The following is a 14,553-nucleotide window of genomic DNA, read 5'->3' as shown; positions in this document are numbered from 1 at the left end:
AGTGTGCGCCCCGCCACCGCTCACGGTTTCAGCTCAAGCCTCTTCTTCGACGCACCCGGGAACACGACGACCAGGTGCTGCTCCTCCCCCGCATCGTCGACCCGCACGTAGACACGGAGCCGGTAGCGGCCCTTCCCCGCGATCGCCAGGTTCGGCATCGGGGCGCCCGCGCCCACCTCTCCGCCCTCGCCCATATACGGCACAGTGAGCCGGCCGCTGCGGCTGACGATCGGCACCTCGCTGACCTGATCCCACCCGGCCGTCCGCTGCGGCGGTGCGGTGCGGAAGGCCTTCACGGTAAGGCACAGGTCAGAGACGTCTTCGACGTGCCCGATGAGCACCGCGCTGCCGGCCACCCCGATGAGGTTGCTGTCGTCGTCGTAGACCTTGTCCATCGCCTGCTCCGCCGTCTCCTGGGCCGCTGCGTCTTTGGGATCTTGGACCAGATAGCCGGGATCGCCGTCGACGAACAGGAAGTAGTTGGCCGTACCCTGGACGACACCCTTCGTCCGAGGCCACGGGTCGCGGCACTTCGCGTTCTTCTCGGCGATGTAGGCGGCGTTCGCCGCCTCCGTCTCCGTGGTCGACCGCAGCAGCTCGGGATTTGTCGCACCGACGATCTCCGGGCACACGTAGACGAGGTCCCACGGGTCCACGCCCCAGGCGGGCCGCGCGCTCCCGGCCCGCGTCAGAATCGCCTTCTGCTCGTCGCGGTCCTCTGTACGGCACAGAGCCCGCCCGTACGCGAGGATCGCCTGATCCGGCACGCTGTCAGGGAACATGGGCGGGACTCCGCCGTCTCTGCTCCGCGCTCGGCACAGGAACGCGGCGTCGCGTTCCGCGGGTTTCAGGTCGCCGACGCTCGGCCGGTCGTAGCAGCCCATCGACCGGCCGGTGTAGGTGAGGTGCGCGGCCTGCTCCGGCTGGATCAGTGCGATGATCGGCAGTACGGTCACGGCCGCCACCGCGACGCGGATCACGCGCTGCCGTGCGGCCGGAGGGTCTGCCAGGCGGTCCTCAGCGGGCAGTTCACGGGCGGTCGCCGCGATCCACACGGTGCTGACGAGCCCCACCGCGTCCATCATGATCGGCAACGCCATATTGCCGCCGGAGAGTACGTTGAACGGCATCGCCTGCGTGTAGACACCCAGCGACAACAACCCGGCGACCTGCGTGCCGCGGCTCCACCGGCCGTCGCGCCGCTGCCCGACAATCGTGATGATGGTCGCCGCCACTCCGCTCAGCATCAAGCCCAGTTCGAAGACGCCGCCCGATCCAAGCTCGGGGAGGTCGAGATCGTCGAGCAGTACGTTGGCCATCCCCGCCAACTCGACCGCGAACATCGCTCCGGCCGCCGCCCGCAGCATGCGGGACCGCCAGCGGATAACGAGCAGGTAGAGGACGTCGATCGCGGTCCACAACGCGAGCTGGAATGCCATGTTGACCGCGTCGGGGAGCAGCGCGATCGGGAACCACAGCACGAGGCTGTACGCGACCGCGAGATACAGCAGCCGGCGCAGCGCCTTTGCCCGGCGGTTCAGCGGTCCGGGTGCGGGGGCACGCAGGATCAGCCACAGGAGCGCGGCCTTCACCAGGGCGGCCACGAGCAGCACCACAGTCGTCGGGGTGTCGAACCCGCCGCGCATGTAGAACTCCGCGTAGGCCGGCGGCGACCATTCGACCGCCGCCCAAAGCCAGGCGTCGCCGAGCACTAGGCCCGCGACAGCCGCCGCAAGGACCAGACCGACTAATCCAATCCTGATAATCCGCCATAAATTAACCGAAAGCACGGGACGCGATCTTAGCGCGGCACCACCGTACAGGGAGTGTGCCCAGTCAGTGGCTCTGTTTCCTTTTCCCACAGTTCGTGGTCAGCGGCCTGGAAGAAAGCGAAAGTGACGGCGTTGGCTGCGCCCTGGTTGAGCAGGGCCTCATCATCGCGCTGTGCAACGAAGATACGTCGGACGACGATTACATGTACATCGAAGTGTTGGCCGATCTAGTTGGCACCCGGCGCAACTGACTGCTTTAGGCCCTGGCGCAGAAGCTGATGCGACGGCGTATGAAGTGCGCCCCCGGCCGCGACCACTCCGTACCGATCGTAGAGCTAACCATTGACCGAGGCGCATCCCATCCAGTCCCACCAGGCAGTACGCGAGGCGGGAGCCGCCGGCGCCGCCAGGGTCAACCCAGCGTGAGTGAATCGCCGGTAACGGAAGCAAGAGGGCCGCCACTTGGTCGTAGATCGAGGCGTTCAGCCGGAATCAGCGACGAACAGCCGCTCAGAGCTGCCCGCCCCTGAAACGCAGAAGAGGCCCCGTAGGGCCTCTGAACTGCGCGTGGCAGGTGCAAGGTTCGAAATTGCGTAGACTAAGGCGCCGTGAGCATGGCTCTGTCATGCCCCGCTGGACGCGGGCGGCCGGCTCAGCTGCAGCGCGCGACGCGGGTCACGGAATACGGCTTGTAGGCAGCGGCGTAGAACTTCTTCTTGCCCTTGGTGTGGGCGTTGACCGTCATGCAACGGTACTTGGCCGCCTTGTCGCCGACCGAGCCCTTCCTCACGAACATGATCTTGGCGCTGACCTTGTGGCTGCAGTGGTTGTTGAAGTAGATGGTCACGCTCGTGTTGCCCTCACCCCACGAGTAGTTGGCCCACTTGCCTCTGGGCCGGGAGCAACTGATGCTGTCGCGCTCGACCCCGGCTTGAGCCGACGCGGCGATGGCCTTCGTACTGGCGGTCTCCGTACTCGTCCGTGCGGTGCCTGCCTGTGCGGAGCCTGCGGTCGCCGGTGTCAGCAGCATGGCCGTCGCGGCGGCGGAGCTGAGCAGAACGGATGTGAGCTTCTTCATGCTTCAACCTCATAAGAGCAAAGATCTTGACCGAATCAACCGTATCGGCCATCCCAATACTCTGTAAAATCGAGGTTGTCAGCCCGTCAAGCAGCTTGTCGCCAGCGCCGTCCAGGCTGTGAGGACCTGGAGAGCGAAGGGTTGGAGACTGATCTACCAGGCGTTTGCTCCCAGCAGCGATGAGTCTCGCGGTGGTCCCACGTCTACACGTCACACCGCTCCATCGCACTCGAATCGGGAGACATCTTGAAGCTTCTTCTCACCTCCGGAGGCGTCACGAACGCGGGCATCCGCGATGCGCTGGTCGATCTGCTGGGCAAGCCGATCGCCGACTCCAGCGCCCTCTGCATCCCTACGGCGGAGTATGGCCACCCCATGTGCACGCCGGCCTCAGCCTGGCGCTTCATCGCCGGACAAACCCCAGCACCCATGTGCGACCTGGGCTGGAAGTCGGTGGGCCTCCTCGAGCTCACCGCACTGCCCAGTATCGGCAAGGACCGCTGGGTCCCCTGGGTCCAGGAGACCGACGTCCTCTTGGTGGACGGTGGCGAGGCGACGTACCTGTGCCACTGGATGCGGCAGTCCGGGCTGGCGGATCTGCTGCCATCGCTGTCCGAGACGGTCTGGGTGGGGGTGAGCGCCGGAAGCATGGTGATGACCCCCCGGATCGGTGACTACTTCGTCGAATGGACGCCGCCCACCGGAAGCGACCGCACCCTAGGGGTCGTCGACTTCTCGATCTTCCCGCACCTGGGACACGAGCTCATGCCGGGAAACACCATGGCCGACGCCGAGAGATGGGCCGCCGACATCGCGGGTCCGGCGTACGCCATCGACGACCAGACGGCCATCAAGGTGACCGACGGCACCATCGAGGTCGTCTCCGAGGGCCACTGGAGGTCCTTTTCCTCCTAGCCACCGACGCCGACCATGAGTGGGCGAGGCGCCCACTCATGCCGCAGATCCCGTGCGCTACGGCCATCCGGCCGTAGCGAGCACCCGACGCCTGGTAACGTTGCGAGCGGCACTGCGCCAGCTCCAGACGGTGGCAAGTGCGTTCACGTCTGATGAACATTGATCATGGTCTCGGGCCACCTGAGTGGCGTCAGAACTGACCGACATCGTCACCTCGGCGGTTCTCGTGGCCGCCATCGCACTGGCAGGCCCCGCGTCGGCCGACCCGCCCCCGTGAACAAGTGCACGGGCGGCATGGGCTACACGATCTGCTTCAGCCTCGGCCGGCAGGACGACGGGAACATCGCCGTCCACCTCGGCATCGACGTGGCCATGAGCCGCGCGGACGCCCAGGCCATCATCGATCACCCCGGTGAGGAGTTCTCCGCGAAGATCTTCGGCGACGACCCCGTCTACGACAGTGCGAGAGCCCCAGGGGGTGATTCGGGTGGGACATTCGAACGGCGGACGTGGTCGGCGGGTGAATATAGGTGGCTGTTGCTGCCCGCAACGGAAGACCTCCGCCACGAACTCGTCGAGCGGCCTCGCGAACTCGCCGTCCTCCTGGCCGGGCAGAGCGCGGGAAAGTGGTGGCCTCGACCGCGTACACCGAGGTCTGGCAGGGCGCTCGGTGAACGTCCAGGCCCCGCCCGGCCGTATGAAGGCCCGGCACCGGCGCCTCGGACGGTTCTCCCGGGTCAGGGCCGTCGACGGGTGTGGGCGGTGATCGTTGCTGCGAGGGGCGACACGATCGCGAGGGGCAGTGCGTGGCCGAGGCCGCGTACTGTGACCAGAGTGGCGTTGGGGATGGCGTGCGCCAGCCGGGTGGCGTGCGGGGGCGGGGTGATGGGATCCTCCGGCGCGTCGATCACCAAGGTGGGCACAGAGACGTTCGCGAGTTCGGCTCCACGCTCCATGCCTGACTGGTCGGCCAGGGCATGGGCGGCGGGGCTGTGCCAGGTGCCGCTGTGGGCGGCGATCCGACGTTCAAGATCGGCGAACTCCTCGTCGTCGAAGAGCAGGACGTCGCCGTTGAGGACCCTCCAGTGCTCGACGCGCCACCGCAGCTCCGTCTCCGGGTCGCGCTCTTGGCCGAGCTCCGCCCACAGAGCGAGCAGCCGGGGGTCGGGCCCGGGCAGGTCGTCGTCGGAGATATCGGGATCGGGGGCCGCTCCGCCGAGCAGCGCGGAGCCGAAGATCGTGGCGCTCATCAGCCGGTCCGCGTGGTCGAGGAGGAGCAACTGGACCAGGGTGCCGCCCAGCGACATCCCGACCACGTGAGCGCGTGCGATCCGCAGCGCGTCGAGGACCGCGATCGCGTCGTCGGCCAGCGCACGGATCGGGTAGGGACGCTCGTGGAAGGCATGGGTGGAGCGTCCGGTGTCGCGGTGGTCGTAGCGGACGACGAAGTGGTCCCGGGACAGCAGCTCGACCAACTCGTCGGGCCAGCCCAGCCCGCTTGTGTTGGCTCCCATCACCAGCAACAGGGCGGGACGCTCCGGATCGCCGGCCATCTCCGCCCAGAGCCGATAGCCGTCCGCGACATCCACGAAGGTCTCAGTGCGGCGAAGTCCGCCGGTCTGCGACTCGGTCACTCGGGCCATGTCTCACTCCTCATAGTGATGTTGTTCAGCACGGGGCCGAGCGCGCGCTCGCGGGAGATCACGCCGAGCTCGATGTTGCTGTTCGCCTGCTGGTCGGCGGTCATCCGCGGGGCCATACCGAAGGGGCGCAGCAGCGGCCATAACCAGCTCATCCGTCGAAACAGCTTGCGGATCCGCTGTTCCATGGCCTCGTCGAGCCAGTCGTGCGGGTACGCGCCGTCAACCAGGACCGCGCCCACGCTACGCTCGGGATTCCGGCTGGCCCAGTGCGCCGCGACCGCCGCGCCGTAGGACCAGCCGACCAGAAGCGGCCGGTACACACTCCTGGCCCCGAGAACGGCATCGACATCGCAGACGTTCGTCTCGAATGAATAGTCCGCCGAACGCTGCGATTTGCCGCGAGCCCGCATGTCGTAGGTGATGTGCCGCCACCCCGTCCCCAGTTCGGCGATGACCCTACGCCATTGCGGCTGGATGCCGAACTGGCCGTTAAGGTAGACCACCGGGACACCGGGACCGCCGGTGTCGGTCACGGCCAGCGCCGTGTCATCGACCGGCACCATGCCGGTCCAGGTCGCGTTGGCCGGGTTCGAGGTTGTCATGGGTGCTCCTTCGCATCTGTGAACGATGTACCGCGATCGGGTTCTTCGCCTTTCAGCGGCAGCGAGACCGAAGTGCCGGCCAGGTCGACGGTGACCTTGGTCCCGGTGCCGGATTCGGCGTCGGTGATGTCGTCGTTGGTCCCGGTCAGCACCAGGCCCAGCCGGTGCCCCGCCTTGAACTCGTAATCCTGAGGCAGCATCGACCAGGTGATCTGGTATGGCTTGCCCGGCGTCAGAGGTGTCTGGCGGCTGAGCGACTTGTGGTTCTGGGCATCCAGGATTGCGCGGGTGACCACCTGGAAGCCGGCGGTCACCGTGTTGTCGGCGGCCCTGAAGTAGCAGCCGTCGTCATCGGCCGTGCTCTCGCCGACGCAGTCCTCGCCGCCGATGAACTTGAGACCTTGCCCGCCGGCGGGATCGACGCCGTGGATGCGGGTGTCCTGGCCGTAGTCGACGAGCAGAACGCCCAGGTTGGCGGTCGGCTTGTCCAGCTTGAGGCGCAGGCTCACCGACGGCGTTCCGGACAGCCGTATCGGGCTCTTCAGCGGCGGGGTCAGGTAGGCAAGCCGGTTGGCGTTGGTGGTGGCAGGATCGCCGGCCATCGCCACCTCGGTCTGGGCGGTGTCGAGGTAGCTGCCGGTTCCGGTCGATGGCTTGCGGCCCAGTGAGCCGTCCTGCCGCGGTCGCAGGGTCACCGTCCGCGTCGGCGTCGGCCAGTCGGCCTGGGTGATCCAGCGGTCCGGGCCGAGCTGTACGTCAACGCGCGGCCGGCGCATGACGTCGTTCGGCACGCCCATCAACTCGTGGTCGAACCACTGGTGCAGGGTGTCGACCCACACGTCGCGGCGGGCATAGAACGGGTCGAGGTGCCCGTACTGCGTCACCCACACCTTGCGCTGCACGTTGCGCGGCAATCCGGCCCACCAGGTGGAGAACTGGTCGGCTCGCACGTTCCGGTCCTGCATTCCTACTACCGTGAATACGCTGGCACGCACGTTGCGTGCCTTCGATATCGGCCCAGTCCGATAGTCGCGCTCGCGCCAGAAGGCGTTGTAGTTGCCCGTCTCGTCGTCCGACCCGGCGGCCAGCTGCCGGCGCACCGCCGCGCATTTCTCCTCCGGATCGAGGTCGACCCGGTCGGCCTGCCACTCCGGCCCGCCTTTGAACCAGGTGAGGGTGCCGTTCGCACGCCACATCCCGTACCCGCTGCTGAACCCTGCGACCGGCACGATCGTCTCCAGCCCCGCCACCCCGGTGCCGGCGACCCCCATGGCGAGGGCTCCCTCATACGACTGGCCGATCATCCCGGTACGCCCAGTGGTCCAGGTGGCTTTCACCGGATCGCCGTTGTCGTCGTAGGCGGTCGCCCGGCCGTTCAGCCAGTCGATGACCGCCTTGCCGCCGAGCACGTCGGAAGCGCCGTAGGAGGTGGGGCAGCCGTCCGACAACCTGGTGCCGATCATGTCGACGGACACGAACGCGTACCCGCGCGGCACGAAGTAGTTGTCGTAGAACAGCGGAAACTTCGTCAGGTTCCCGTCCGCGTCGTACTTCTTGTGGTCCAGTTCGAAGCCGACCCCCGGTTCGTCGTAGTACGGGCTTTCGTGCATGATCACCGGGACCTTGAGCCCGGAACCGGTCTCTTTCGGCCGGATGATGTCCACCCGGACCAGGTCCTTCTTGCCGTCGCCGTCGCTGTCGACCGGCGACTGCACCCGAATGTGCTCACGGATGGCGTCCTGGTAGGAGAAGACGGGCTGCGTGAGCCCGCCGGAGATCTCGACCGCCGGCTCCGCCGTCGCGGACGCGGCTGGAGCCCCGGCGACTGCGAGTGCGGTCGCGAGTACGACGGTGGCGAGGGAACCTCGCCGTTGTGAGATTGACATGTGTGCCCCCGTTAAGCGGTGTCGATGGAGAAAAGGCAGGGAGGCCGGATCCGCCCGGCACAGCGGGGGCGGGTCGGATCACGGCGCGATACCCGGCGGTGGGCGCCGGCCAGGCGGGCGTCGAGGGCCGCGGGTCAATCGGCGGTTCCGGGAGCGGATACGGCGTGTTCGGCGGCGCGGCTGACCGGCTCCCAAGCGGCCCAGGTCGCCATCCGCCGGCGGGAGATGTCGAAGGCCAGGTCGTAGACCATGCTGCCGAACAGCAACCGCTGCGGCGGGGCTTCGCTGTCCACCAGCTTCAGCAGCGCCTCGGCGGCCAGACGTGGCTCACTGTCGATCGAGCCCTCGGCCCACTGCTTCTCCAGCTCGGCGCGCAACGGGCCGTACTCCTCCAGAGGCGACGTCGTCGTCATGCTGGCGTACAGGTCGGTCCAGTAACCGCCGGGCTGGACCAGGGTGACCTTCACGCCGAACGGCGCGGCCTCCATTGCCAGCGCCTCGCTCATGCCCTCCAGCGCGAACTTGCTCGCGCTGTACATCCCGGTGCTCGGGAAGCCGCCCAGCGCGGCGATGCTGGAGATCTGCACGATGTGCCCGGATCCCTGGCCACGCAGGTGCGGCAGGACAGCCTGGCAGACCCACATCGCCCCGAAAAGATTGACCTCCAGCTGGGCGCGCGCCTCGGCCTCAGTGAACTCCTCGATCATGCCCGAGGACATAGTGCCGGCGTTGTTCACCACGATGTCCAGCCGGCCGAAGTGCTCGACGGCGGTGTACACGGCGGCGAACACCGCGTCGCGATCGGTCACGTCCAGGACAAGGGTGAGCAGCCGGTCTCCGTGCCGGTCGTCGAAGTCCTGTCGGGTGATGGTACGGGCGGCGGCGACCACTTGATCGCCGCGCTCCAGCGCGGCGATAGCGAACGCACGACCCAGACCGCGGCTGGCTCCCGTGATGAACCAGGTGCGGGAAGAGGCGGTATCCGCGGTGCGCATATGCAGAACTCCGATCGGTTGCACAGGATGTGAGACGATCCGTCTCGTCTCGCCAAGCAGTGACTCTATTGGCTCCCCATTGCTGCGTCAAGACGGACCGTCTCGTCTTGTTTGCTTGTTAGGTTGGACGGCATGACGACACAGTGCAAACTCCTCTCCGGCGCGGCCCCCCAGAACGAGGTCCCCGGCGGGCATCCTCACCGCGGCCTTCGAGCTGGTGCAGGAGGTCGGATACGCCAAGCTGAGCATCGAGGGCATCACCACCCGGGCGGTGTCGGCAAGCAGACGATCTACCGCTGGTGGCCCCCCAAGAGGCGATCCTCTTCGATGCCTTCCTCATGCTCAGCGAGCAACCAGACGACGGAGGAAGCGCTCGGGATCCGCAGATGCTCCGGATCAAGGACCCAGCCAGGGGAAACACCCCATGATCCATTCCGGGCATATTCCGGGTGCTGCGACAACGGGCCGCTCACAGCGGCATCTGGCTGCATGACCCCTGAAACGCAGAAGAGGCCCCGTGGGGCCTCTGAGCTGCGCTAACTGCGTGTGGCAGGTGCAAGGTTCGAACTTGCGTAGGCTGAGCCGACGGTTTTACAGACCGCTCCCTTTGGCCACTCGGGCAACCTGCCGTGCCATCCGCTCTCGCGGCGACATCAGAAGAATAGCGGACTTCCGAGGTACACGTGACACCGGTTTGTCCCACGCCGGATCCCGCCTACCTGCTCCACCGAAACGGTATTCGCCCCACCATCGACCGAACCGTCCCTTTGAGCGGCCCCGCGTCCTTGACCTGCGGCGACGGCTTGCCAAGCACCAGGGCGCCGAGGAGGTCGCAGAGCGGGGCTAGCTCTGGCCTACCTTGAAGACGAGCAGGCGATCACCCGGAATGATGTCTCTGAGCTGAGCAAACGCGTTTCGAGAAGGCGGAGGGTCCGGCCCGATGCGGTTCGCCTGTTTGAAGGTGGTCGCGTTCGTGCTGGCCAACCAGCGCTGCCGAGGCTCGTACGGTGAGGATGAGCTTCGCGCGTCAGTAGGTGACAGTCGGCGCCGGCCCCAGGCACCCGCGCAATCCCCATCAACACCATCGAAAAGCGCCCTAATCGGGAGGCGACGCCGATGATCCTTCGGTGTGGCGGGTGGATCAAGGCCCGGCGCCCTGCACGACGCGCCGATGCTGGCTAGGCTCGTACGCTGGGGTCCGCGTTCGCAGAGGGCGCGTTTTCGAGGTCCGCAAGATCTGGAACCGGATACCGCCTAATGCTTACGCAGCGAGAGGATGTGCGTTTTGGCCGATTCATCTTTCGACATCGTCAGCAAGATCGACCGCCAGGAGGTCGACAACGCGCTGAACCAGACGGTCAAGGAGATCGGACACCGCTTCGACTTCAAGGGCACCGGGGCCAGCATCAGCTGGTCCGGGCAGAGTATCGAGATCAAGGCCAACAGCGAGGAGCGGGCCGGGGCCGCGCTCGACGTGTTCAAGGAGAAGGTGGTCAAGCGAGGCCTCTCCCTGAAGATCATCGACGCGGACGAGCCCAAGCTGTCCGGCAAGGAATATCGCATGCTGGTCTCGCTCAAGGAGGGCATCGACCAGGAGAACGCCAAGAAGATTTCCAAGCTGATCCGCGACGAGGGACCCAAGGGTGTCAAGGCGCAGATCCAGGGTGAGGAACTTCGGGTCAGTTCGAAGAAGAAGGACGATCTCCAGGAGGTCATGTCCCTGCTCAAGGGCAAGGATCTGGACATCGCCCTGCAGTTCGTGAACTACAGGTAGCGGGCGCCCCGCCGTACGTCAGAGATCGCGCAGGGCATATCCGGGGCACACGGCGAGCGCGCTGTCCACAAGGGCACGCGTTTTCTCCTGTGCCTCGGGCCTCCGCCCTCCATAAACGCCGCCCCTACATGTGTGCTGAGCGAGGGTGAGCCGCACGGTCTGCGCTGAAGCGCCCTGGTGACGTGGTGGAGGTCTACCAGTGCTGGCGGGCCCCGACGACGCTCGATGCCCGACTCACCGCCTCGCCAGGCCGCCGGGCGCCGTATCCGAGGCCTCGCAGTGATCCAGATATGCCAGGGTTGGCGTAATTGGGCGAGCGAAAGGTGAGGGTCTTGGCGTTATCGCGTGTTGTGGCCGGTCTGGCTGTGGGTGTGCTGGCCGCCGTACTTCCTGCGGGCAGTCCCGCCGCCCAGGCGAGCGCCGCGTTACCGCCGTGTCCGCAGATATTCGGGCATGGCGGCTACCCCAGCGGCGCCAACGGCGCCGACACCTGGAACCGGGATCAGGTACGCCAGCCCAACAACCCCACCGCCATCCGGAAGTACAAGGGCTGGGGTGCGGCAGGGGTCGAGGCGGATCTGCAGCTCACCAAAGACGGTACGAAGGCCGTCATGTGGCACAACACCTCCACCTGGGGCCTGAGCGGCGCCAAGAAGAACATCACCGACATCTGGTGGGCCGCCGGCGACACCGCGCTCAAGGGGCGGACGATCAACCGGGGCATCTTCAAAGGTGAGACCGTCTCCACCTTCCGCGAGTGGCTGGCCGCCATGAAGACCGACGGCATGATCGGGCTGGTCGAGATCAAGCCCGAGACGCGGCAGTTCCTGCTCGGCGCCGACGCCACGATCAAGTCGCGGGCGTGGGCCGAAGTCCTGGATCCGGTCAAGGAGCGATACGGGTCGCAGGAGATCATCCTGTACTCCCATGATGCCGGTATCGCGGCCGAGCTCAAGAGACGCGTCACCGCCGCGGGCCTGGCGCGGGTGCTGACCGGCGGGCCCATCTGGCCGGAGGTGACCAAATGGGAGGAACCGCCGCCCTCGTGGAAGCTGAACGAGAGCGCGTGGCAGGCCGCGCTCGATCAGTCGACCAAGCGGGTGGCGACCGACTATACCTCCCAGCTCAGCGCGTGGCTCAAGGGGAAATGCCAATAGCTGGTCATCGGCCGGCCGACTCGTCAGGGGCGTCACCATGACCATGCTCGTTCACGTCACCGCGGCCAAGAACACGCGGTCGATGCGGCGCAGCGGCATCCGTGCGGTGAGCGGTGGGCATGACGGGATCTCTGCGGGAGAGGTGTTCACCGTGCCAGGGACAGGAGGTGGAACGCGCCTCGGATGATGGACTGGCCTTTGGTCGCCACGTCCATCGTGTCGGGTGCGGTGGTGGGGTCGGACACCATGAGGCTGGTGGCCAGAGCGCGGCCGTCGGCCGTGCGGGCGAGGTAGTGCATGGTCACGACGCCAGGCTCGCTGCCGCCCTTGTACCAAACTGCCGGGAACTGGGCCGCGTCCAGGTTGAGCCCGTCGTCGTTGAGTGACAGCGCATGGTGGATCTCGGGCTGGTCGAGCCGCAGCAGGCCCGCGTACGCGTGGCAGATGTCGGCCGGCGAGGCGAACCATTCGATCTGGTCGATGTTGTTCGGTTGGGGCCAGGTCTTTCGCATATCGGGCAGGGGCCGCTCTTCCAGTTCCCGTAACGCGGCGGCGCGCTCGTGTCGCGGCAGGGCCAGGTACTGCTGTGCCCGAGCCGCATCCGGGGCGGCCTTGAGCTGGAGGAGCGCCTTGGTGGTGAGGAACGGGATGTTCTCCTGGGGCTGCCGGTGGCCGAACAGCGACAGCTGGCGCACCACCGCCTCCCTGCCCAGGTGGTGGATCAGGTGGTCGGTGGCGGTGTTGTCGCTGATCGAGATCATGTGGTCGGCGAACGCCGCCAGCGGGAGGGTGGAGTCGGCCGGGCGGTCCTGCAGTGTGCCCGAGGGCAGGCTCTTCCAGTCCTCGCGGATCGCCAGCTCTTCGTCCCACGCGGCTCGCGTCTCTGCGACGGCTTGGGCGAGCGCGCCCAGTACGTACAGCTTGAACGCCGAGCCGATCGGCCGTTGCGTGTCGGCGGCGAGGCCGTGGACGATCCGGCACTGTCCGTCCGGCTCGATCTCCGCAGCGGCGAAGGACACGCGTGTTCCCAGCTCGGCCAGCCGCGTGTCGATCTGCGTCCACGAGGTCGGCTCGCCTTCGTCCGGGGTCAGGCGGAGGTTGTCCACGAGCCCTGCCCCGTCCACATGCACCGTGAGGAGGTAGTCGGCAGTAGGACCACGCACCTCCGCCTGGGCCAGATCCGGTCGCGTCGTGAGGATCTTGCCTGCCGCGAGCCTGCCCACCCCGGCCAGCGCGGCGTTGAGTCCGTCCGGCCCGCCGCTCGCGTCCAGCAGGGCCGGCGCCAGGCGCTGACGGATCTCACTGTCCGGCAGCGGAGCTCGGGCTGACGCGCCCAGCAGCCAGTTCAGCTGTTCTTCAGCGGTCTTGGAGGAAGTATCCGCCGCGGTTTCTTCGATCATTGCCGTGCCCCTCGTCCAAATGTCGAGTCGGTGTGGTCAGCGCGAGGTGCCAGCCAATCGGCGATGTCGGCGACGACGGCCGCGTCGACGTGCTGCGGCGACTCGTATTCCGCGGGAGTGGACGGGCCTGAGCCGGAGAAGAACAGGTGGTTGTCGGCGTCGTGGACGTGGATCGTGACGTCCGCCCGGTGGGCGAGGCCTGCTTGCCAGCGGGCGAGGTCGTCGGCGACGGTCACCTGGTAGTCGCGGCCGCCCTGCAGGATGAGCATCGGCTTGTTCAACGCCGCCGCGGTCGCCACCGGGTCATAGCCGCGCAAATCCAGCCAGTACGCCCCCGAAAAGCCGAACGGCAGCTCGGCGGCGGGCGTGTCGGGCGACAGGTCGGGGCTGTCGACCATCGCGGCCTGCCGCGTGATCATCTCGGCGGCGGCCTGCGCGCCGGGGTCCAAGGAGGCGAGGTAACTGACGACGCGCACGGCGGCCTGGTGCATCGGCTGGGCGTCACCGGCCAGCAGCACCAGACCGGCCACGGACGGCTCGGCGGCCGCGACTCGCGGGGCTACCTTGCCGCCCATGCTGTGGCCAGCGACGTACACCCGGGCGGCATCCACGTTCGAGTGGCGCTGCAGCAGGTGGATGGCGGCGACGGCGTGCGGGACGTACTCGTCGGTCATCGTGAAGTCGGACTGACCGGCGTGGGTGTAGGTCACCTTGTCGAAGCGCAGCACCGCCACGCCACGACTGGCCAGCCCCCAGGCCAGGTCCTTGAGCGGTTTGTTGGGGCCGCTGGTCTCGTCCCGGTCGAACGGTCCGCCGCCGCTGAGCAGCACCACGCCGGGCCACGGGCCGCGCCCGCGCGGCAGGCTCAATGTCCCGGGTACGGCCAGCGCGTCGGAGCCCACGGTGACCTCGTGCTCGTCGAAACTCTTACGACGCGCGTACGGCGGCGGCGTCCATTGCTCGGTGAGCGGGGGCGCGAGCCGCAGACCCTGCAGCAGGCCGGTCTCATCGACCGACATGACCACCGTCAACCCGCCCCGCTCGCACGTCACCGGCACGCTCACCCGGGTCAGCCCCGCCTTGACCGGCTCGCTCACCGGTGTCCCCAACGCCGAGATCGGCCCGATCCTGGAGATCAGGCCCTCCCACTCGGCGCGCAGCGCCTCAGCGGACACCACCGCTCGCAGCGGCGGGGCAAATAACCGCTCGATGTCCGCGAAGTGCCCATTCTCCGCCATTTCGACGACCGCCATGGCGGTGGCCGCCGGGCCCCTTTCCACCATCATCACGACACCAACCTTTCTACTGTTTTGCGAACGGTAGCACAGCAT

At 67.2% G+C, this 14,553-nt stretch carries 12 protein-coding genes and 1 tRNA gene; 4 read left to right on the top strand and 9 right to left on the bottom strand.

The window, feature by feature from the left end; all coding sequences use genetic code 11:
* Positions 1-20 precede the first annotated feature (20 nt).
* Complete coding sequence (locus AB0C30_RS42850; RefSeq protein WP_357954923.1) at positions 21-1,712, bottom strand: hypothetical protein; 1,692 nt, start codon at positions 1,710-1,712, stop codon at positions 21-23.
* 155 nt (positions 1,713-1,867) lie between these two features.
* On the opposite strand from AB0C30_RS42850, the gene AB0C30_RS42845 reads away from it, so the two are divergent.
* Entirely contained in the window at positions 1,868-2,023 is a 156-nt protein-coding gene (locus AB0C30_RS42845; protein WP_357954921.1) for a hypothetical protein, read from the top strand.
* Positions 2,024-2,424: 401 nt separating this feature from the next.
* Here AB0C30_RS42845 and AB0C30_RS42840 read toward each other — a convergent pair whose 3' ends face one another.
* Positions 2,425-2,850, bottom strand: a complete 426-nt coding sequence (locus AB0C30_RS42840; protein WP_357954919.1) for a hypothetical protein — start codon at positions 2,848-2,850, stop codon at positions 2,425-2,427.
* Between the two features lie 246 nt (positions 2,851-3,096).
* Here AB0C30_RS42840 and AB0C30_RS42835 point away from each other — a divergent pair, with 246 nt between their 5' ends.
* On the top strand, positions 3,097-3,765 hold the full coding sequence (locus AB0C30_RS42835) for a Type 1 glutamine amidotransferase-like domain-containing protein (RefSeq protein ID WP_357954917.1): 669 nt from the start codon (positions 3,097-3,099) through the stop codon (positions 3,763-3,765).
* A gap of 737 nt (positions 3,766-4,502) precedes the next feature.
* Here AB0C30_RS42835 and AB0C30_RS42830 read toward each other — a convergent pair.
* The 5 genes from AB0C30_RS42830 to AB0C30_RS42810 all read right to left on the bottom strand — a co-directional run bounded on the left by AB0C30_RS42830 (position 4,503) and on the right by AB0C30_RS42810 (position 9,520).
* Positions 4,503-5,408, bottom strand: a complete 906-nt coding sequence (locus AB0C30_RS42830) for an alpha/beta fold hydrolase (RefSeq protein WP_357954915.1) — start codon at positions 5,406-5,408, stop codon at positions 4,503-4,505.
* Positions 5,396-6,010, bottom strand: a complete 615-nt coding sequence (locus tag AB0C30_RS42825) for an alpha/beta hydrolase (RefSeq protein ID WP_357954913.1) — start codon at positions 6,008-6,010, stop codon at positions 5,396-5,398. The genes AB0C30_RS42830 and AB0C30_RS42825 overlap by 13 nt, the downstream gene beginning before the upstream one ends.
* Positions 6,007-7,896: a CocE/NonD family hydrolase gene (locus AB0C30_RS42820; protein ID WP_357954911.1), complete on the bottom strand. Its 1,890-nt coding sequence runs from the start codon at positions 7,894-7,896 to the stop codon at positions 6,007-6,009. The genes AB0C30_RS42825 and AB0C30_RS42820 overlap by 4 nt, the downstream gene beginning before the upstream one ends.
* Before the next feature lie 134 nt (positions 7,897-8,030).
* Positions 8,031-8,891, bottom strand: coding sequence for an SDR family oxidoreductase (locus AB0C30_RS42815; protein ID WP_357954909.1), 861 nt, complete (start codon positions 8,889-8,891; stop codon positions 8,031-8,033).
* 547 nt (positions 8,892-9,438) lie between these two features.
* Positions 9,439-9,520, bottom strand: a tRNA-Tyr gene (locus AB0C30_RS42810).
* 647 nt (positions 9,521-10,167) lie between these two features.
* On the opposite strand from AB0C30_RS42810, the gene AB0C30_RS42805 reads away from it, so the two are divergent.
* Positions 10,168-10,665: a YajQ family cyclic di-GMP-binding protein gene (locus tag AB0C30_RS42805; RefSeq protein WP_357954907.1), complete on the top strand. Its 498-nt coding sequence runs from the start codon at positions 10,168-10,170 to the stop codon at positions 10,663-10,665.
* 332 nt (positions 10,666-10,997) lie between these two features.
* The gene (locus AB0C30_RS42800; RefSeq protein WP_357954905.1) at positions 10,998-11,822 is read left to right on the top strand and encodes a glycerophosphodiester phosphodiesterase family protein; all 825 of its coding nucleotides are present in this window, start codon (positions 10,998-11,000) and stop codon (positions 11,820-11,822) included.
* A 146-nt stretch (positions 11,823-11,968) separates the two neighbouring features.
* On the opposite strand, the gene AB0C30_RS42795 is transcribed toward AB0C30_RS42800, so the two are convergent.
* On the bottom strand, positions 11,969-13,222 hold the full coding sequence (locus tag AB0C30_RS42795; RefSeq protein WP_357954903.1) for a serine hydrolase: 1,254 nt from the start codon (positions 13,220-13,222) through the stop codon (positions 11,969-11,971).
* Entirely contained in the window at positions 13,219-14,508 is a 1,290-nt protein-coding gene (locus tag AB0C30_RS42790; RefSeq protein ID WP_357955014.1) for an alpha/beta fold hydrolase, read from the bottom strand. Before AB0C30_RS42790 ends, AB0C30_RS42795 begins: the two co-directional genes overlap by 4 nt.
* Between the last annotated feature and the right edge of the window lie 45 nt (positions 14,509-14,553).

The organism is Nonomuraea sp. NPDC048901, assembly GCF_040649695.1.
Taxonomy (GTDB): Bacteria; Actinomycetota; Actinomycetes; order Streptosporangiales; family Streptosporangiaceae; genus Nonomuraea.
The sequence above is the reverse complement of the archived record's forward strand: the minus strand, read 5'-3'. Positions and strand labels throughout refer to the sequence as shown.

Bases quoted from the DNA above. Each gene is read 5' to 3' on its own strand.
- AB0C30_RS42840 (WP_357954919.1), bottom strand. From the start codon at position 2,850: ATGAAGAAGCTCACATCCGTTCTGCTCAGCTCCGCCGCCGCGACGGCC.
- AB0C30_RS42830 (WP_357954915.1), bottom strand. From the start codon at position 5,408: ATGGCCCGAGTGACCGAGTCGCAGACCGGCGGACTTCGCCGCACTGAG.
- AB0C30_RS42825 (WP_357954913.1), bottom strand. From the start codon at position 6,010: ATGACAACCTCGAACCCGGCCAACGCGACCTGGACCGGCATGGTGCCG.
- AB0C30_RS42820 (WP_357954911.1), bottom strand. From the start codon at position 7,896: ATGTCAATCTCACAACGGCGAGGTTCCCTCGCCACCGTCGTACTCGCG.
- AB0C30_RS42815 (WP_357954909.1), bottom strand. From the start codon at position 8,891: ATGCGCACCGCGGATACCGCCTCTTCCCGCACCTGGTTCATCACGGGA.
- AB0C30_RS42805 (WP_357954907.1), top strand. From the start codon at position 10,168: ATGTGCGTTTTGGCCGATTCATCTTTCGACATCGTCAGCAAGATCGAC.
- AB0C30_RS42795 (WP_357954903.1), bottom strand. From the start codon at position 13,222: ATGATCGAAGAAACCGCGGCGGATACTTCCTCCAAGACCGCTGAAGAA.
- AB0C30_RS42790 (WP_357955014.1), bottom strand. From the start codon at position 14,508: ATGATGGTGGAAAGGGGCCCGGCGGCCACCGCCATGGCGGTCGTCGAA.